This window comes from Nocardia sp. NPDC049737 (genome assembly GCF_040674755.1).
In the GTDB taxonomy this organism is placed as follows: Bacteria; Actinomycetota; Actinomycetes; order Mycobacteriales; family Mycobacteriaceae; genus Nocardia.
In genome coordinates this window covers 1-19,251 of record NZ_JBFANH010000020.1, presented here as the reverse complement: position 1 = coordinate 19,251, position 19,251 = coordinate 1, and the positions used below count along the sequence as shown (strand labels likewise).

Here is a 19,251-nt window from a genome sequence, read left to right as displayed (position 1 = left end):
CGACAACTGGTTTCGCGAGACATGGGTAACTCGTCGGGTACGCCCAAAAGTCGATGGGCACTCGACGCAGGACCTGAAGGCGGCCCTAGCGGAACTTACTGGTATGGCCTGAGTATTCGGGGAGGCGGTCAAGCAGCGGCGTCGAAGCGGAGATCGGCGATCGAGGTCTGGAACTGGCCACCGGAGTTGCCGAGTCCGGTGATCCATACGAGCACATAGCGGGCGGCCTGATCGCCGCGGACCGGGATTTCGGTGATGCCGTTCTCTAGTCGTGCCGAACCGATCAGCTGGGTCTGGTCCAGCGTCGGCGAGGCCGTCGGCGAGGTGCGGATCTCGACCGAGGTGCCCGCACTGGGCGACTCGATCGAGACGCTGGTCAGCTTTGCCGGACTCGGCAGGGTGGCCAGCAGCCCGACGCCCTTCTTGAGCGCCGGGAACTGCTGAAAGTACTGATCGGTGCGCCAGACGGTGCCCGGATCGTGATCGAGCACCGCACCGGTACCGCCGACATTGTCGGGCGTGCCCTCCGGGGAGAAGACCGACACACTCGTCACCGGAACCGGTACCCCGCCCGCGGCCGTCCCCGTCGTACCACCGGAGGTCGGCGCGGGCGCGGGTGAACTGTTCGTGGTGAGGCCGATATTGCGCTGCTCGTTGAGCGGCGCGTCCGAGGCAGTCGGTGCGAAGACACTGACCATCCACCAGATGATGATGCCGACCACCAGCGCGGCCAGGATGCCGAGCCCGACCATGATCCACATCATCCGCTGCGAGCGTTCCCGTTCGGCCGCAAGCAATTCCGGATCGGCGAGCGATTCCTCGGCGCCGCTCGGCGGACGCTGCCCGAGGCGCAGCACCGGAATGAAATCGGTCTTCTGGTCGACCACCGAGGCCTGTTCGAGCACATGCTGCACGGTCGCCGCGGTGCGCACACCCTTATTCGATTCCAGCGAACGGACCGCGACCGCCGAAATCTCGAACGGCACCTCGGGCCGGATCTGCCGTGGCTCGACGGGGGTGCCGTCGGAACCGAAATCGGCCAGCCGCAACCCGCCGACCGTCGCGGCGGTACCGGTCATACCACCGGCGCGGATCGGCCATCGCGCGGTGATCAGCGCGTAGAGCATGGCGCCGAGGCCGCGCACATCCGATTGCGCGTCGGAATCGGACAACGTGCCGGGGAAAGCGAGTACCGCGTCACCGGTGGCGCTGATCCGGACCCGGTCCGGATGGTCGATGGACAGCGAACCACCGCCGCGATGCGCCAACTCGGCGGCCGAGGCCAGTGCCCGGATGGCACGGGCGGCACCGATGGGAGACGGCACCGTCTCGGCCATTTCGCGCAGCGATCGGCCCGGCGTCCATTCGGCCACCACGATGCCGCCGGAACTGCCACGCACCACGTCCAGTACGCGAGCCAGGCCCGGCGAGTTGATCCGGCCCAACCGCAGCGTGCGCGACAGTATGGCCTGCGGACCGTCGTGACCGGAGTTGTCGGTGGCCTTTTGATCGGCGTCGACGAAGGTGAGCGCGACCTCGCGGTCGAGCTTGATATCGAGCGCCTGCCAGAACTTGAGTCCGCGGGATCCGCCGTGACTCGCGAGCAGCCGGTAGCGGCCGCCCGCTACGGAAGCGCCCGGAATCAGCTTGGGTCCGCGCTGCGTTCTTCGGCCGGTGTCGTCCATCGGCGGTAGTTGCGGCGGGATCGGGATCATCCCGGTGTCGTACATCGGATCGCGCTGCGGGGCCTCCCGCGGTTGCTCGCCGGGTCCGGACGCCGAATCGTGCTCCGGCGGACCGTTATCGGCACTCTGATTCGCGTATGCGGGATCGGAGGCCTCCCCGGCGGGCGGAACATCTGTGGAGAGCCCGCCTGCCTTGGTCGCAGCAGATTCGGCGGCTGGGACGCCGCCCAGCGCCGCGTCGTCGCTCACCCTCGTTCCTCCTTCGCCCTGATATGTCGAAGTTCCGGCGAACTCGCCACTTGTGCTTCTCTGCCGAACAGGGTACGGGAACTCACCCATACCGGTGCTGTCAACGGTATGAGCTCGGATCACGGGTAGCACCATGGTCTGGGCATCCATGTACGGGTCGAAACCAGGGTATGCCACATACGGCTCGGGCCGCCGGAATACCTGTGTCGCGTACTCGTCCTCGACCGGGCCCTCGAGATCGAGATCCGGGGCGGGCGGGGTGAAGCCGAGACGCCGGGAGATCGCGACGGTGATCGCGACGATCTCCGGAATACCGGCCAGGCGCATCAGCCCGAAGGCGACCGCGAACATCACGATGGCCGAGACGATGACCCGGATCAGCGAGCCGGGTCCGCCGGAGAGGCGGTCGAGTCCGAGCACCTTGTCCACGATGAGCATGACCGCGCCGCCCGCGATCGAGGACAGCAGGACGCGGCTCACCGTGCGTCCGACATTGACCATGCGTAGATCGCCGAGGCTCTGGTGCAGCAGATAGCCGCCGATCACGGCACCGGCCAGGAAGCCGAGTCCGGTCGCGACACCGAGGATGATCACGACCTGATCGCTGCTGCTCGCCAACACCGGTGCCAGCGCCGAGAACAGGATCTTGATCGTGGTGATGCCGAGGATGATCCATGTCGGCGTCCAAGCCTGCTCCCTGGCGTAGAAGACGCGCAGATGGATCAGCACCAAGGAATACGGAATCAGTGCGAAGGCCGACCAGCTCACGGCCTCACCGAGGCGTGCGGCGTCGCCGGAGAACCGTGCGTAACCGAACAGGGCCTCACCGACCTGCGGTCCGGCCAGCGTCAAGAAGGTGACCACCGGAACGAGGGCGATCATCGTCAAGCGGGTCGCGACGGACAGATCGTCGACGACGGCGGGGGTGTCATCGGCGGCGGCATTGCGGCTCAGCCGCGGCATGATCGCGGTGAGCAGCGTGACACCGAGCACGCCGTAAGGCAGTTGGAGCAGCAGCCAAGCATTGGTATAGATCGCCGGGCCCGCCTCATCGGCCGCCGAGGCGATGTGGTTCGAGACGATCAGACCGATCTGGCTGATCACCACGTACAGGATGATGGCCGAACCCATCTTGCCGAACTGCTTGAGCCGCGCGTCGACACCCCACAGCGGACGCAGATCGATCTGATTGCGCTTGATCGCGGGCAGCAGGCTCAGCGCCTGGGTGGCCACACCGAGGGTGATGCCACCGCCGAGGACCAGCAGTTTCGGATCGCTCATCCGGACCGGATCCAGCGTGATCTCGCCCGGAGTGAGGGCATAGAGACCGAGCACGACCAGCACGACGAGGTTGTTCAGCACCGGCGCCCAGGCCCCGGGTTTGAAGTTCTGGCGGGTATTGAGGATCGCCGTGAACAGCGCCGACATGCCGTAGAACAGGATGGCGGGCACCAACAGATAGGTCAGCGCCGTGGTCAGTTCGGTGTTGACCTTGCCGTCCGAGGAGACGAAGACTCTGGTCGCAAGCAGCGGCGTGGCCGCCGCGGCGAAGAGGGTGGCCGCGGCGAGCACCGCGAAGGCGGCGGTCACCAGCCTGCGGACGAACGCGACGCCGCCGTCGTCGTCCTCTTGTTCGGCGCGCACCAGCGTCGGCACCACCATCGCGGTCAAGACCGCGCCGAGGACGAGCTCGGTGATCATATTGGGGATGAGATTGGCCGAGGTGTAGGCACTCGCGACGGCCGGCCCGAGCGCGGTCAGCAGCAGCAGCTGTTTGCCGAAGCCGGTGACGCGACTGATCAGGGTGGCGAGCGCGATGGATCCGGAGTCGCGCAGCAGGCGCGAACTCGCGTTCTGTTTGGCTTCGGTGGCGACCGGCCCCGATGCGGGTGCGGCGGGCCATTCCTGGGTGCGCGGCCTCGCAGCTTCCCGAGGTGCGGGACGATGCTGTTGTTCAACCGGTTGCCGCCGTTCGACCGGCGGCTGATGCTCTACCGGTCGCTGTCGTTCGACCAGGGGCTGTCGTTCGACCGGGGTCTGCCGCATGACCGGGGGCTGTGGCGGCGGTGTCTGATAGCTCGGTCGCGGCGCCTGATAGTTCGGCGGCGGCGCGAAACGCTGAGGCGGCATCCGCGGTGCGCCCGGTGGTCCAGGTACTGGCTGTCCGGGCGGCATCGGTTGACCTTGCGGCATCGGACGTGGCCGGGCCGGGCCGGGCTGTTGCGGCGGCGCCGGGTATTGCCGCTGACCCGGATGCGGCTGCTGACTCGGATGCGGGCGGGGTTCGGGATACTGCTGCGGTTCCGGATATTGCGGTGTACGGGGTACCGGCCGCTGCTGCGGCCGAGGTTGCCTGGGCAATGCGCCGGACGGCGGTGCCATCGGTCCGGTGGGTGGCTGCGGGACGCGCGGTGCCGGGCGGGGTGGCGGCACCGGTCGCTGCGGCTGACCGGGACGACTCACCTGGGGTACGCGCGGCGAATCGCCGAAATGTTCATCGGGAGTCATCTGCGCGTCCTCCGGTTCCGCCGGTGGCTGCGCCAGGGGCCGTTCCCAGGGTGCCGAGGGCGCCCGGCGGGCCGGGGGTCCGTCGGGGCGATCAACAGGTGGTTGCCGATGAGCGGATAGATCATCGTCGCTCATCGTGCCTCCTGCGCCATGCCATCCCCCGCCGCCGGGCCGAATGACGCCCAGGGTGTTACGCGATTGTCCTCCACGATGCCATGCGCGGTGCGGGGTCGGCACCGATCGGCGGCAACCGACTGCCTACCGGTCGGTCGAATGAGCACAGCGACGACAGCCGAGCATGAGCGAGGTGTCCTCGTCCTCATCCCGCCTCCTGCTGCTCCCGCTGTACACGCATGCGCGCCCGTCGGTACCTATTCACCCGGCGTCGAGTGCCCGGATCGAAACCCTCGTCGGCCGGATCCGGCTGTCCGCGGAACCGACGCCACAACCGGCGCCCGGCCAACAAGAACAGCAGTATTCCGGCACACGCCGTAATTATTGCCAAGGTCTGACCGTAAGCGTTCGAACGCACCGAGACCGAGGTGGGATTGCCGAGTGCGACGCCGTCGGACGTGGTAAGGGAGATCGGAATGACCAGGTTACGGCTATCGGTGACCTCGGTGGGGATCTGGAACGATCGGCTTCCGGTGGGGGGCAGCGTCTCCTCACCCGGATCGGTGATTTTCGTCTCCGTCGGCGCCTCGATCCGGAACCGGACCCGAATGGCGACCGGCAGATCGTTGCGTGCGACCAATAGCAATGGGCTCTGTTCGGAGGCCAAGGTGTACACCCCGCCGGGCGGCAGCACAGTGACCGAACCGTAGAGCCGGCCCAGCGTGCGTGTCGTCTGGTCGAGTCGGCGCTGGGCATAGGTGTCCGGCTGTGCGGAATCGCCGGAGCGCCGGTCCGAGAGGGTCATTACGCGCAGCAGATCGTCGCGCAGCGGGGTCAGATATTGGTTGGGCGTCGGCTCGTTCTCGGGCACCTCGACGAGCGAGCGCATGAGATCGGTGATCCGACGGCCCTGGTCGCGGACCGGGAACACGAAGCGCTCCGGTACTGCGTCATGGGCGGCCTGCGGCAGATAGTCGGGTTCGTGCGGCTGTGCGTCGGGCGATTCGGCGACCAGCTCGGCGAGCGTGCGCGGGGTCGCCAGGTTATTGCGCAGCAGCAGGTCGACCTGCTTCAGGATCGCGGTGGCCTCTTCCCGGTTCGCGCTCCACTGCTGCGGCGGCACCAGCAGCAAGGAGCGCGGGCGGTTCGGTTCCGGGTTCAGCGCGGACCAGGTGATGGCGCCGAGTGCGTCCTGCAGGCGGGCCATTCGGGAGTCGTTGGTGACGTCGTAGCGGACGCGTGCCGGAGTGAACGACGGCGTCGGTGGGTTGGAGCCGACGGCGGCGAGGGCCGTCGCGGACCAGATATCGAAGCTCGCCGCATGCAATGCCGGATCGGCGGGTGGATTGGCGGGCGGGGTCTGGGTGCTGGAAGGGGCGGCGCTGGTCGTGGGCGCGGATGTGGTCGGTGTCGCGCTGGTCTGCGGTTCCGGCGTGGGCTCCGGCGTGACGGAAACCGGGGCGATCTCGGCGAGCCGGACCACATCCGGCGTGCTCGTCTCCGGCAGCGGCTGAGTCGCGGTGGTCTGGTTGGCGGTGCTCTGATTACCGTTGCCGCCGCGTCCGGTGGTGATCGGCTCCGAATCCGTCGAGGCACCGGCGGTGCCGAGCGGGACGGCGGCGTTATCGGCCACTACGGCGGTTCCGAAACCGTGGCCGCGCAACAACATTCCCGCGCTCTCATCGATACTGCCGGAATCCGGCACGCTCACCCCGCGCACCGATTTGGTGGCCAGGATCGAATCGACGATATCGGCGGGATCGTTCAGCGCCCGGGTGGACAGTTCGGGATCGTCGACCGCGGCCAGTGCGGTGAGATCGACCTGCGCGAAGGGCAGCGCGACCGTACAGGTCGATGCGGCGACCGCGCGCAATCGGTCCAGCCAGGTCTGGGCCTGGTCGGCGCCGGTGCCCGCCCTGGTCGCACCGTCCGGATCGGACGGGCTGGCCAGTACGCGATACCCCTTGGTCATCACCTGCGCGGTGATCAGCAGATCGGGATCGATCGCGACGCAGACCGCCGAGTTCAGCGTGCGATCGCGACTGGCCGGATTGGTGCCGAGCACCGATTCCAAGGCACCGAGCAATTGATCCAGCCGTCCGCCCTTGCCCAGCGATGCGGCCAGTTCGTCATCGGTGAGCTCGGCCTTTCCGTTGAGTGGGCCGGTGACACCGGCGACCAGCCGCGGGCGGTCGGCCAGCGGCCACAGCAGTGTCGTCGCCACCGGGGTATCGGGCGTGGCGGGCACCGGCGAGTTGATATCGACCGCGGGCGGCACGCCGAGCACCGGCAGCAGGAAACGCGCGTCGTCGAGGCGGGCCTGGGTGCCGTAGGCCGGTTCACCATTGACATTCAGCAGCAGCGGATAAACGCCGGGCTTGCTGATATCCAGCGCGGGCGCACCGCCGTTGGAGCGCAACGCGATGCTGATCGTGAACTGTTTGCGCTGGCCGGGACTCAAGCGATCGGCGATATCTTCGAACGGACCGGTCACGTCGTAGTTGACCTGATCCAGGCGCAGCGTCGAGCGCAGCGCACTGGGTGTCGACACCGCGGCGGCCCGCTGGATGCGGACGCTGATGTCCTGCACCACCCGATCACCGATATTGGTGACGGTCCCCGCGACCGTCAACGTCGGATCGCTGGTGGTGGTCACCGCGGCCGGATTCACCGAATCCAGGGTCAGCTTCAGGAATTTCGGCGACGACGAACTATTCGGCGTCGTCGGCTGGGCGGCGGCGGGCTGGGCGAGCAATACCGGAACCGCCGGTGCCGAGCCGAGAATGGTCAGGACCGCAGCGATGATCCGGAACAGGCCCACCCGTCGCCCGACCACCACCCCCCACGGAATCGCTGCGCGATGCCGGAAAGTCTGGGTCATCTCTTGCCGGTCTCCATCCGGTCGATCATCCGATTCGCCACTTCGGCGAGGCGCCGCTCATCGGCATAGGCGAGCCGAGAATCCAATTCGCTCAACGGAACCCACGCCACCTGGGTGACCTCGACGTCAGCATCGGAGAGCTCACCACCGATGGAGCGCAGCAGATAATGATGCACGGTCTTGTGTACCCGGCGACCCTCGGTAACGAACCAGTAATCGATGCTGCCGAGTTCGGCGACCACTATCCCATTTATTCCGGTCTCCTCGGCGACTTCCCGGATCGCGGTCTGCTCGGGCGTCTCCCCCTCTTCGATATGTCCCTTGGGCAGCGACCACAGCAGTCTGCCACGCCGATCGGTCCGCCCGATCAACGCCGCACTGCGTTTATCGCTCGGCCCGTCCAACCCGTCGACCACGAGTCCACCCGCCGAGGTTTCCCGTACCGTGCGCATGCGAGGTTTCGCCGCATTGGCGGCCGAACCGCGGCGCCGGGGCTGGCGGCGTCGACTGTTCGCGCGATCGGCCGGAGACACCACGCAATCCTACTGTGCTGAATTGCCGCGCCTCCGGCGCCGCCAACTCCTCGGTCCCGTGGTGGTCACCGAAGTGCGGATCGTTCGGCGCCGGATGTACACAGCCTCAGCGGCCGAGACTCGCGCCTGCAGCACCCGCGCTTCGGCCACTCGATCGCGAGACGGGCCGCCAACTCCTCGCTCGTCGGACTCGCTCCGTTGGAGTTGTGTGGGTGCCGAGGTCGCGACCTGAGTGTTCGTGTCCGAGGAGGTGCTGGATGTTCGACGACTCGGTACCTCCACCCGCGCCGGATGCGTCTGGCCTTATATATCTGCGCGCTGCGTGGGTTGCGCTGGAATATCGGTTGTGCGGGCTCGGTAAGCTGCTGCTTCGTGGTTTCGCCCAAGTCCGAGGATGCAGCGTTGGATCGACGTACCCGATTGCTGGCCGCGGCCGCGGTCACGCTGGGACGGTTGTCCGAGGTGTTGACGCCGCTGGGCGAGTTGTTCGCCGCGCGCGGGTATGAGCTGTACCTGGTCGGGGGCAGTGTGCGCGATGCGGTGCTCGGGCGTTTGGGGACGGATCTGGATTTCACCACCGATGCCAGGCCCGAGCAGGTGCAGGAGTTGTTGCGCGGGTGGGCCGATCATCTGTGGGATACCGGCGGGTTGGCATTCGGCACGGTGAGTGCGTCGAAGGCCGATCAGCAGTTGGAGATCACCACCTTCCGCAGCGACACCTATGACCGGGTGTCGCGCAATCCCGAGGTCACTTTCGGTGATTCGCTCGAGGGTGATCTGGTGCGGCGCGATTTCACGGTCAATGCGATGGCGGTGAAGATCGGCGCCGATGGGTCGCTGGAATTCGTCGATCCACTCGGCGGGATGGACGCGCTGCTCGCCGGAATGCTGGATACGCCTGCGGCGCCGGAGGATTCGTTCCACGACGATCCGCTGCGGATGCTGCGGGCCGCGCGGTTCGTCGCGCAGCTCGGTTTCGAACTAGAGCCGCGGGTGCGGGCCGCGATCGCCGCCATGGCGGGTGAGCTCGAGCGGATCACCGCCGAGCGGGTGCGCACCGAACTGGATAAGCTCATCGCCTCCGCGCATCCGATCGACGGCATCAACATCATGTGCGAGACCGGCCTGGCCCAGTTGGTGCTGCCCGAGGTGCCCGCCATGAAGCTGGAGATCGACGAGCACCACCAGCACAAGGATGTCTACTGGCATTCGCTGACCGTGTTGCAGCAGGCCATCGACTTGGAGGAGGGCGATCCGGATCTGGTGCTGCGCTGGGCCGCGCTGCTGCACGATATCGGCAAGCCCGATACCAAGCGCAATGAACCGGGCGGCGGGGTCAGCTTCCATCACCACGAGGTGGTCGGCGCGAAAATGGTGCGCAAGCGATTGCGCGCGCTCAAGTACTCCAAGCAGTTCACCGAGGACGTGGCGCGACTGGTCTTCCTGCACTTGCGTTTCCACGGCTACGGCAAGGGACAGTGGACCGATTCGGCGGTGCGCCGCTACGTCACCGATGCCGCTGACCTGTTACCTCGGCTGCACAAACTGGTCCGCGCCGACTGCACCACCCGCAATAAGCGTCGCGCCGCCGCACTGCGCGCCACCTATGACGAGCTGGAGACGCGGATCGCCAGACTGCAGGAGCAGGAGGATCTGGATCGGGTGCGTCCGGACCTGGACGGCAACGCGATCATGGAACTGCTCGGCATTCCCGCCGGTCCCGAGGTCGGCAACGCGTGGCGATACCTGAAGGAATTGCGCCTGGATCGCGGACCGCTCACCAGGGATGAGGCCGAGGCCGCGCTGCTGGAATGGTGGAAAGCCCAGGTCTGAACGCAATCGCCACCTCGGTCAGAAGATGATCAGCGTGGTGCCCGCCACGATGGCCGAGCGGATCTGTGCCAGATCGAATGATCCGATGATCCCCGGCAGCTCGACGCGGAACCGGACCAGATCGCCCTCGCGGGTGGCGTGCACGATGCGCGCGTCATTCGGTAGCCGATCCAGCGGGATCGCCGGCGCGGTTACCAGCTTTCGCGGGACTCGGATGCCCAACCAGTTCGCCCGGTGGATATCGACGGTCAGCAAGTTGTCGCGCACTTGCGCCTCCACCAGCGCACTGATCGGGCGCCTTCGATGCTTCGCCCGGATCAATCCGCTCGCGTCGATGTCGAGTTTCCAATCGAGCTGCTGGGTATCGAGCCAGCCCACCAGCGCCGCGGTGGTGACGGTCCCGTTCAGATCCAGCTGCTGCACCCGCGCCTTCGTCGGCACGCCGGGCACCAGCCGAACGCCGTGCGCGATCACGGTGACCTGTTCGATCGGGTGATCGTCCCAGCGCAGCCGCGACAGCACTGTCTTGGTCTGGAAATGCGCGCCGCGTCGGCGCACCTTGAGCACCTGCAGGGTCGCGTGCAGATCGTGGCCGAGCAGGGTGGCGCTGACCTCCTGGCCGCCGAAACGGCTCAGAATGCCCTCGCTGAGCACCGTCATCAGTACGTCCGGCATGAGTGCGGTCACAGTGCCTGCGCCGAAATCGGCCAATGGATCCACCCAGGCAGTGGTGTAGGCGAGCCATTGTTCGAGCAGTGATTGATCGAAGAGGCGTTTACCCATGTCGACGGCCCGCATCGGTGACCATGACGTCGGATCGAAGTACGTGGCCATGATTGCTCCGAGCGTACTTGGCGTCGGCGCACCCGACCACGTTCGCGGCTGTGACGATGCGGGCAATTGTGCGTATCCACAGAATGACGCGCCTCGGCGGCTCGCGGCTCTACGCGCTGATCGGCTAGCCGTGCTGCGCGGCGGCCAAAGCGCGCATGCCATCGGCGCAGGACGGATAGCGCGGTGTCCAACCGAGCTCCGTCTTCGCCTTGGCGTTGGACACTCGCATACTGGCCTGCGTCATGCGGTAGGCGTACGACATGGGCCGCATCATCCAGGCCGGTACGGTCAATGGCTTTGGTGTGCCGAAGGTTTCGGCCACCAGCTTGACGTATGCACCAAAGCCGAGCGGGGTGTCGTCCACGATGTTGTATGCGGCACCGGGCTTTCCGCCTTCGACGGCCAGCGCCACCGCCGCACCCGCATCGGCCAGATCGACCCACGGCAGCACCCGTCCGTGATCGTTCACCGTCGGCAGCTGTCGCTTGCGCAGCATCTCGATAATGGCCTCTGTGCCGCCCGCGCCGTAGAACATGCCGTAGCGCAATGAGATCCCTTCGATCCCATCGGCATTCAGCATCAGCTCTTCCTTGACCCGCATGCCTTCGAGGTGGGGTTCCACTGCTTTGTCGCCGGTCGATGCGAAGGGGTCGTCCTCGGTGAGCACGTGATCGCCGAAATCGCCGTAGCCGTAACCGAGGACCACGGATTCGGCGATGACCCGCCGGGCACCGACGGCGCGCGCGGCCTCCAGCAGGTTGGCGGTGCCGGTGATCCGCAGCTCATTGGTCGCGTACATATCCTTGTGCCGCATGGGCGCCTTGCGCAGTGCCGTCGCCGCGTGCACCACGGTGTCGACGGTGCGGCCCTCGACCGCGCGCAGCAGTTGGTCGCGATTCATCAGATCGGCCTGGACATCGGCCCCGGCGCCGCGGGACAGCGAAATCACCGTGTAGCCGGACTGCCGGAGAGCGGTGGTGATGTGGGCGCCCAGCACTCCGCTCGCCCCGGCCAGCAATACGTTCTTGTTGTCGTTCATGGTCATCAGACAGCTGACCTCCTTCCGACGTGACACTGTCGAATGTGAGCTACCTCACTCTCGAAAAGCATGCCAGGGCGGCGCGCCGACCGTGATCAGTTCCCGTACCCGCCGCCGCCGGGCGTCTCGATGACCAGCACATCCCCGGGGTCGAGGTGCGCCGAATCCGCCCCGCTCAGGTCCTGCACCGTGCCATCGGCACGCTCGATCCGGTTTCGGCCGAGTGCGCCGGGCGCGCCGCCCGCCATGCCGTACGGCGGCACCCGACGGTGACTCGACAGCGTCGAGACCGTCACCGCTTCGGTGAACCGCAGTCGACGCACCGCTCCGTCACCGCCACGCCATCGCCCGGAGCCCCCGCTACCCGCCCGTACCGAGAACTCCTCGAGCAGCACCGGCAGCCGCCACTCCAGCACTTCCGGATCGGTGAGCCGCGAGTTGGTCATATGGGTCTGGACCACCGGCGCGCCGTCGAAGCCGTCGCCCGCACCGGATCCGGATCCGATCGTCTCGTAGTACTGGCTGCGATCATTGCCGAAGGTGATGTTGTTCATCGTGCCCGACCCCTCGGCCTGCACCCCGAGCGCCGCGTACAGCGCGCCGGTAATCGCCTGGGAGGTCTCGACATTGCCCGCGACGACCGCGGCGCCCGGTTCGGGCGCGAGCATCGAACCGGGCGGCACGATGATCCGCAGTGGTCGCAGGCAGCCGTCGTTGAGCGGAATATCGTCGGCGACCAGCGTGCGGAAGACATACAGGACCGCCGCGTTCACAACGGCATAGGGGGCGTTGAAGTTACCGTCGAGCTGCCCGGAGGTACCACTGAAATCGATAGTGGCGCTGCGGTTTTCCCGATCCACGGTGATCCGAACGCGAATGGTCGCACCCAGGTCGGTCGCATAGGCGTATTCGCCGTCGTCGAGCGCATCGATGACGCGCCGCACCGATTCCTCCGCATTGTCCTGCACATGCCGCATATACGCCTCGACGACATCGAGTCCGAAGTGCTCGATCATCTTCCGGACTTCTTCGACACCCTTGGCATTGGCGGCGATCTGGGCCCGCAGATCGGCGATATTGGTGGCCGGATTGCGGGAGGGATACGGCGCTTCGGTCAGCAACCGCAGCGTCTCATCCTCCCGGAACCGGCCGTCCTCGACGAGCAGCCAGTTGTCGAAGATAACGCCCTCCTCCTCGATGCGACGACTGTTGGCCGGCATCGAACCGGGCGCGATACCGCCGATCTCGGCGTGATGACCGCGTGATGCGACATAGAAGAGGATCTCGGTGCCTGCAGTATCGAATACCGGCGTGATCACCGTGACATCGGGCAGATGGGTGCCGCCGTGGTAGGGATCGTTGACCGCATAGGTGTCGCCGGGACGCATGCCCCCGGCCTGCCTGCGCCGGATAACCTCCTTGACACTGGTCCCCATCGATCCGAGATGCACCGGGATATGCGGCGCATTGGCGACGAGATTGCCGTCAGGATCGAAGAGCGCGCACGAGAAGTCCAGGCGCTCTTTGATATTGACCGACTGCGCGGTCGACTCCAGCCGCGCGCCCATCTGCTCGGCGATGGACATGAACAGATTGTTGAAGACCTCCAGCAGCACCGGATCCGCTTCGGTGTCCGCCTCCGGTCCGGCCACCGCGGCGACCCGTTCCATGATCAGATGGCCGAGGTCGTTCACCACGGCCTGCCAACCGTCGTCGACGACCGTGGTGGAGTTGGCCTCGGTGATGATCGCGGGTCCGCGCACCGCCCGCCCCGGCATCAATTCGGCACGCCGATAAAGGAATACTTCGCGTCGAGCGCCTCCGGTATGCAGCCACACCGACTCCGACTCGCCGGTGGCCGAGCGCGGTCCGGCGAGGTCGGCGAGATCGGGTGGTTCGGTGAGTCCGGTCGCCTCGACCGAAAGCGCCTCGATCACGATCGGGCGGTCCAGCACGAAGGAATAGGTGCTCCGATGGCGTTCGACGAAATCCGTTGCCATCTGCGTCGGTTCGGTGAGTTCGACGGTGAGCGTGGTGTCGGTGCCGTCGTAGCGCAGCTGGGCGCGCCGCACGATGCGCACCCGGTGCGCGGGTACGTCCTCACCGAGTAGTTCGGCGCGCGTGATGGCCTCCAGATCATCGGCGATCTCGACGACACGCTCCATCGACTCGTCGCGCAGCGGCAACTCCACCGAACGCTCGCGCATGGCGGTGGTATCGGCGAGACCGATGCCGAGAGCCGAGAGCACACCGGCCATCGGCGGCACCACAACCGTGCGAATGCCGAGGGAATCGGCCACTTTACAGGCGAGTTGGCCACCTGCACCGCCGAAGGTGGTCAGCGCGTACCGGGTCACATCGTGGCCCTTCTGCACCGAGATCCGCTTGATGGCGGCCGCGATATTCGCGACCGCGATTTCGAGATAGCCCTCGGCGACCTGCTCCGGTGTGCGATCGTCACCGGTGCTCTCCGCGATTTCGGCGGCCAGTTCCGCGAATCGGTTGCGCACCAGCGCATCATCGAGCGGTTCGTTGCCCTCCGGCCCGAAAACCCGTGGAAAATGCGCGGATTGGATTCGACCGAGCATCACATTGGCATCGGTGACGGTAAGCGGTCCGCCACCGCGATAGCAGGCCGGTCCGGGTGCCGCGCCCGCGGAGTCTGGTCCCACGCGGTAGCGGCTGCCGTCGAAGTGCAGGATCGAACCGCCACCGGCCGCGACGGTATGGATATCGAGCATCGGCGCGCGTAACCGGACACCGGCGATCTGCGTGATGAACACCCGCTCGTACTCACCCGCGAAATGCGATACGTCCGTGGAGGTTCCACCCATATCGAAACCGATGACCCGATCGAATCCGGCGAGTTCGGACATCCGAACCATGCCGACGATGCCGCCCGCCGGGCCGGACAGGATCGCATCCTTACCGCGGAACTGTCCGGCCTCGGTGAGTCCGCCGTTGGACTGCATGAACATCAGCCGCACACCGGTGAGCTGGTCGGCGACCTGCTGGACATAGCGACGCAGCACCGGTGAGAGATAGGCGTCCACCACCGTGGTGTCCCCGCGCGGCACCAGCTTCATCAGTGCGCTCACCTCGCTGGACAGCGAGACCTGCGGAAATCCGATATCCCGGGCCAGCCGGCCGATCGCCTGTTCGTGCTCGGGATACAGATGTGAATGCATGCAGACGACGGCGACGGCACGAATACCACTGTCGTACAACGGCTTCAGCTCGGCGGCGAGGGCCTCCAGGTTCGGTGGTGTCAGCACGGTGCCGTCCGCCGTTACGCGCTCGTCCACCTCGATCACGCGCTCGTGCAACAACTCCGGCAGCACGATCTCGCGCGCGAAAATCTGCGGACGATTCTGATAGGCGATGCGCAGTGCATCGCGGAAGCCACGCGTGATGACCAGCAAGGTCCGTTCACCCTTGCGCTCGAGCAGCGCGTTGGTCGCGACCGTTGTGCCCATCCGGACGGCATCGATCTCGGCGGAGCCCCCCGCGTCGGCGAGGATTTCGCGAATGCCCGCCACCGCGGAATCGGCATAGCGCGCCGGATTCTCCGAGAGCAGCTTGTGTGTGACGAGCTTGCCGTCGGGACGGCGAGCCACCACATCGGTGAAGGTGCCGCCCCGATCGATCCAGAACTGCCAGCCCGGTGTCTCGCTCGTCACCGGAGCCGCCCGTGCGAAATGGGTATGCGCTGGTCGATCACATCCGCACCATACCCAATCACCGTCGGAGTCGATCCGAGCGCGATCAGTGCGGCGGATCGAGTTTCGCGTGCATGAGGTACACGTTGTAGCTATCCCATGCCGAGATGGTGAAGTACAGATCCTCGCTCGTCGACCACGGATGGATGAAGCCGCCGTAGGCCTTCGGATAGTCGTCGGTAGAGACCAGCTGGACACCATCGGTCCAGGCGCCCTGTGGGCTGGCCGCGGTGCGCATCACGATCGCACCGCGCGCCGAATCCAGATAGACCATCTGCCACTGCCGGCTGCCCTTGTCGAAGCGCACCGACAGCTCGCTTGCCATACCGACAACCAGAGGCGTGGCCTGGTTTTCGACCGCTGGCGCCCAGGTCCCACCCACCCAGTACTGGTAGGCCGATTTGTTCAGCACCTCGGTCTTGCGCACCCTGGCCAGGCCGATGACCCCGACGCGGCCGTTGGGCGTGCCGAACATGTAGACGTAGTCGCCCTGCGGCACCATGGCCGTCACCTGGAACCGGCCGAGCCCGAAGAAGTTGTCCCACCTGGCGTGCTGATCCTTGACCCAGGTGCGGCCGTTGTCGTCGGAGTACGCCAGCCCGCCGTAGTTGGTCGACCACAGGCCGGGGATGCGGCTCCAGTGGTTCACCGACATGTAGCTCATGAACTGGCGCTGTCCGATCGCGAACCCGGAGGTCGGGATGGTGGTCGTCTCCCAGTTCTTGATCTTGCGGCTGGACAGCAGTTCGGTGGCGTGACAACGGCTGTCCTGCACCATGGTGTCGATGCTGAGGCCGTCGGCGAGGTCGTGGTCGGTGCTGTAGCCGAGCACATTGCTGCGCCAATCGGGCCCGCCGACGCCACCGAAGGTCCAACCGTCGCCGAAGGTATCGCCGAAGGCCACGGCGACCTCGCCCGGTTTGGTCTCCCACATGATGCCGAGATCGGTGCCGTCGACCTGCCAGCGCATATCGGTGCGATTCGCCGAACCGTGCCCGGTCACCTGACCGACCAGCTCCACCGACTCCAGCAGCGGCGGGCCGATGGCGGCGGTCAGTGGTCCGGGTTCGGCCGGGTGCACGATCGGCGGCGGCGCGGGTTGCGGTTCGATTCCGTCGGGGCCGGGCACCGGGATCGGAACGGGTTCGATCTCCGGACGGAACGCTATGCGCGGCAGGCGGAGCGCGCCGGAACCCGAACTCGATCCGGAGCCCGAGCCCGAGCCCGAGCCGGATCCGGAACTCGATCCGGTGTCGGGCGCGATTTCCGGTTCTGTCTCCGTGGCGGGATCCGACGGTTTGGGTTCAGTGGCGGGATCTGGCGGTTTCGGCGTGTCTCGAATATCCGGGCACGGGTTGCGACATGGGTCCGGTGGCAGTGGCTCCGGATCGATCCGGGTGTTGTCCGGCGCCGGATCGGGGACAGGTACCGGCGTGATCTCGGGAATCGGCACCGGTATATCGATCTGCGGGGGCAGCTCGGGCAGCGGCGGAGGCGGCGGTGCGTTGGGGTCCGGCGCCCGGTTCAACGGGTCGAATCCGATCTCGCCACAGCTGTTCACCGGCGGTGGCGCCCACGGATGCTGCGCGGCTTGCGCGACTGGAGCCGGTACGGTCAGCGCTCCGGCGAGCATTACACCGAGGATTACGGGCGCACAGGGATGCTTGGCCGCCGACGCGGACGCACGCGTACCGCTCGGCCGAAATCCCATTCCTTGTTGACTCCCTGTCGATTCGGGTCGATGGGAGATCAACTTACCCGACCGAATGGCGCGAAGGGGGGAACCGGATGGGGCGCAGTCGCGTCCAATCAGATATGAGCGAGATCGAGTACGTATTCGGGACCGGTGACGGCACGGTCCACGTCTGGGCCAGTCAGGCGGATCTGGATCTATCCGGGTCGGGACTGGGCGATGCGGTGGCACTCGACTTCGACGGCGACGGCCTGGTCGATGACGTGCTGTGGGATTCGGACGGCACCGGCATCGCCGATGTGGCCGGGCTGGATCTGGACGACGACGGTGTACCCGACCATTTCTTCACCGACCCCATTGGCAACGGCACCTGGAATCACCAGATCACCGGGAGTCCGACCGATGCGGGCAGCGAAGATCTGGCCTGGATCGAGCGCACCGAGCCGGAGCTGGATCACCTCGCCGCCGACGAATTCGGTGCAGCCTTGGCGAATGACGATGAGCCGCCGCAGGATTCGCAATGGCCGGATCCGCATGCCTCGATCGAACAGGTCGCAGCGCTGCGGGATCACCGGCCCTGGTCGGTCGATGAATCCGGCTACCCGACAATGCCATTCAGCCAGTGACCGGCGAGCGCCGATTGTTCAAGGCAATGGCCGCGATCCCCGCGCAATAGATACCGGCGCCGACGAGCACAACTGCGATCGAGCGCCCATCCTCCGGGATCACCAATGCGGTGAGCGCGATCGCCAGTACGAACGCGATATTGAATACGGTGTCCTGCAAGGCGAAAACCTGACCGCGCCTGGTGTCATCGATATCGATCTGCATGGTCGCATCGCCGGTCAGTTTGATGGTCTGCCCCGCGAGCCCGAGTAGGAAGGCAGCCACCAACAGCAATTGATGCGCCCGATGCGCCGCGGTTCCGGTGGAGGCGATCGCGGTCGGGGTGACCAGCGCCAACTGCACCACGGTCGCGGTCAACAGCCCGAGCACCACCGTGCGCGACCGGCCGAGCCGCGGAATCAATACCGGTGCGACCACCGCCGCCACCAACATGCCCGCCGCGGTGCAGCCGATGGCGAGTCCGAACCGGGTCAGTCCGGTATTCGCGCCGCCGCCGTCGACCGGCGCCTGCCGCAGCACCAGCACCATGATCAACGTATTGGTGCCGAATACGATCCGATGCGTGCCGATGCCGAGCATCGCGGTGGTGACCTGAACAGCTCCCCAGACCGCGCCCGCACCGTGGCGCAGACCGGTCGCGATCGCGCGCACGGCACTGCCGCGCGCCGCAGTCCCACGCTCCGGCCCCAGCGCCCCGGCCCCGAATCCGGCCGCGAATACCGCACCGCAGACCGACCACACCGCACTGATCGCCACCGCGACCGCCGATGCGAAATCACCCGCGCCGATCAACCCGATGATCGCGACCGCCGCGGCCGCGCCGACACCGGCACAGCCGGACGCCACCGTGGCCAGCACCGAATTCGCGGGCACCAGCCAGTGCTGATCGAGCACCCTCGGCAGCGCCGCGGACACGCCCGAGAGCACGAACCTACTGACTCCCACCACGGCGAGCGCGAGCAACAACAACGGCGTCGCACTACTGCCCGCAAGCAGTCCGACACTCACCGCAGCGATCAGCACCGCCCGCAGCACATTGGCGACAAGCAGCACCGCCCGCCGATCCCACCGGTCCAGCAGCGCACCGGCATACGGCCCGATCAGCGAATACGGCAGCAGCAGCACCGCGAACGCGGCCGCGATGGCGAGCGGATCGGTCTCCCGTTCCGGGTTGAAAAGAATGGCACCGGACAGCGCCGCCTGGAACATGCCATCACCGAACTGACCGGTAAAGCGGATCAGCGCCAACCGCAATACGCCGGGACTCTCGCGCAGCGCCGTATGCAGCGAAACCGGCCGCTCATCCGCGGGAGTGGAGCCGTTGGGGCGACCAGTAGACACGCCCAGAGGCTACTGGGTTGGAGTGCCCTACCTCCGGCGCGGCTCTGTTTAATGGCAGCGCCTTCGGCGCTGCGTGTTCGCGGCCCCCTGGTGTCTCGCGTCCGAGCCGTCGAGACTCGCGACTTCGTCGCATGCGCTTCGACGGCTCGGACGCGAGACGGGCCGCGAACGGGTCGCTCGTAAGACTCGCTCCGT

General features: G+C 66.6%; 10 protein-coding genes. 2 read left to right on the top strand and 8 right to left on the bottom strand.

Going from position 1 to position 19,251, the window contains the following annotated elements; all coding sequences use genetic code 11:
* Positions 1–128 precede the first annotated feature (128 nt).
* The 3 genes from AB0J47_RS25375 to AB0J47_RS25365 form a co-directional block, all read right to left on the bottom strand.
* Positions 129–3,980, bottom strand: a complete 3,852-nt coding sequence (locus tag AB0J47_RS25375; RefSeq protein WP_364350734.1) for a lipid II flippase MurJ — start codon at positions 3,978–3,980, stop codon at positions 129–131.
* A 781-nt stretch (positions 3,981–4,761) separates the two neighbouring features.
* Positions 4,762–7,437: a DUF6049 family protein gene (locus tag AB0J47_RS25370; RefSeq protein WP_364350731.1), complete on the bottom strand. Its 2,676-nt coding sequence runs from the start codon at positions 7,435–7,437 to the stop codon at positions 4,762–4,764.
* A complete protein-coding gene (locus AB0J47_RS25365) occupies positions 7,434–7,970 on the bottom strand; it encodes an NUDIX hydrolase (protein ID WP_062981726.1) in 537 nt (178 codons plus the stop codon). The genes AB0J47_RS25370 and AB0J47_RS25365 overlap by 4 nt, the downstream gene beginning before the upstream one ends.
* A gap of 372 nt (positions 7,971–8,342) precedes the next feature.
* Between AB0J47_RS25365 and AB0J47_RS25360 the strand changes: the two genes are divergently transcribed.
* A complete protein-coding gene (locus AB0J47_RS25360; RefSeq protein ID WP_364350726.1) occupies positions 8,343–9,803 on the top strand; it encodes a CCA tRNA nucleotidyltransferase in 1,461 nt (486 codons plus the stop codon).
* A gap of 18 nt (positions 9,804–9,821) precedes the next feature.
* Here the strand turns inward: AB0J47_RS25360 and AB0J47_RS25355 are convergent, their stop codons facing one another.
* From AB0J47_RS25355 to AB0J47_RS25340, 4 genes are all read right to left on the bottom strand, one after another.
* Positions 9,822–10,637, bottom strand: a complete 816-nt coding sequence (locus tag AB0J47_RS25355; RefSeq protein WP_364350723.1) for a hypothetical protein — start codon at positions 10,635–10,637, stop codon at positions 9,822–9,824.
* A gap of 124 nt (positions 10,638–10,761) precedes the next feature.
* Positions 10,762–11,682: an NAD(P)-dependent oxidoreductase gene (locus tag AB0J47_RS25350; RefSeq protein ID WP_364350720.1), complete on the bottom strand. Its 921-nt coding sequence runs from the start codon at positions 11,680–11,682 to the stop codon at positions 10,762–10,764.
* A gap of 89 nt (positions 11,683–11,771) precedes the next feature.
* Positions 11,772–15,356: a hydantoinase B/oxoprolinase family protein gene (locus tag AB0J47_RS25345; protein WP_364350717.1), complete on the bottom strand. Its 3,585-nt coding sequence runs from the start codon at positions 15,354–15,356 to the stop codon at positions 11,772–11,774.
* 85 nt (positions 15,357–15,441) lie between these two features.
* On the bottom strand, positions 15,442–17,106 hold the full coding sequence (locus tag AB0J47_RS25340) for a DUF4185 domain-containing protein (RefSeq protein ID WP_364350714.1): 1,665 nt from the start codon (positions 17,104–17,106) through the stop codon (positions 15,442–15,444).
* 104 nt (positions 17,107–17,210) lie between these two features.
* Between AB0J47_RS25340 and AB0J47_RS25335 the strand changes: the two genes are divergently transcribed.
* The gene (locus tag AB0J47_RS25335) at positions 17,211–17,714 is read left to right on the top strand and encodes a hypothetical protein (RefSeq protein WP_364350711.1); all 504 of its coding nucleotides are present in this window, start codon (positions 17,211–17,213) and stop codon (positions 17,712–17,714) included.
* Here AB0J47_RS25335 and AB0J47_RS25330 read toward each other — a convergent pair.
* Positions 17,704–19,056, bottom strand: coding sequence for an MFS transporter (locus AB0J47_RS25330; protein WP_364350708.1), 1,353 nt, complete (start codon positions 19,054–19,056; stop codon positions 17,704–17,706). The two genes, AB0J47_RS25335 and AB0J47_RS25330, sit on opposite strands and share 11 nt — an antisense overlap.
* Between the last annotated feature and the right edge of the window lie 195 nt (positions 19,057–19,251).